We start from the raw sequence: 916 nt of genomic DNA on the forward strand, positions 1-916 counted from the left end.
TCGGTCTCCGGCGCGGGTTGCGTCGTGACCTCGGCCTGACTTGCATCGCTTGCCGCGGGCTCCGAGGTATCTGTGGCCATCGCGATCCAGACCAGGATCACCGCCACGCCCAGCACCGCGACGATCGCGATCCCGATCAGGGCGGGGGCGTGTCTCTTCTTCTGGGTCTTCATATTGGTATCGGGTGCGGACATCGGATGTCCTCCTTCCATCTTTCCAAATTCCATGTCGGGGCGGTCGCGACCTCGCGCCAAGCCGCCCCGTTCACCTTAGGTAACGCAACCCACCCGCTTCAGGTTCTCCCGGCCTGCCACGCGTCTCTCAGAGCGGTCCGCGAAACCGCTTTGAAAACCCCGAGCGGGGCAGATACTGTTCCGCCAGCTGCGGGACTGCGACGCCGAGACCGGATCGCGCCCGCCGAACATCAGAGGCGCGGCTCACGCAAAGGCGAACTTGCTTTCGCACGGGCGCGCGCCACCTGAAATAACCCGAAGTTAATTAGGAATATCGTAAGAATGTCCGCTGAACTGACGGCTGCCGACGCCCCTGCCAAGCGCCTGAGCGACTACCGCCCCTATCCCTTCACCCTCGAGACCGTGCGGCTTGATTTCAAGCTCGACCCGGAGGCGACCGAGGTGCGCGCGCGTCTCGCCTTCTCGCCCCGGCAGGAGGCGGCCGCGCTGGAACTCGATGGCGAAGATCTGGAGCTTGTCTCGGTCGCAGTGGACGGGCGCGCGCTGACGCCTGACGACTACGAGCTGAGCAAGACGGGCCTTACGATCCCGGCGCATGTTCTGCCGTCTCAGGCCTTCACGCTGGAGACCGTCACCCGGATCGCACCGTCGAAGAACACAGCGCTCGAAGGGCTCTACATGTCCAACGGCATGTATTGCACGCAATGCGAGGCCGAGGGCTT

1 protein-coding gene and 1 pseudogene are annotated in these 916 nt (G+C 64.2%); one reads left to right on the top strand and one right to left on the bottom strand.

Going from position 1 to position 916, the window contains the following annotated elements; translation table 11 throughout:
• A partial coding sequence (locus B3D39_RS13450; RefSeq protein ID WP_286789791.1) for a hypothetical protein occupies window positions 1-194 on the bottom strand: 194 nt, incomplete at its 3' end.
• Between the two features lie 321 nt (window positions 195-515).
• Between B3D39_RS13450 and B3D39_RS13455 the strand changes: the two are divergent.
• Window positions 516-916: pseudogene (locus B3D39_RS13455) on the top strand (aminopeptidase N); the annotation flags it as partial.

This window comes from Thioclava sp. UBA3469, assembly GCF_002378135.1.
Classification (GTDB): domain Bacteria; phylum Pseudomonadota; class Alphaproteobacteria; order Rhodobacterales; family Rhodobacteraceae; genus Thioclava; species Thioclava sediminum.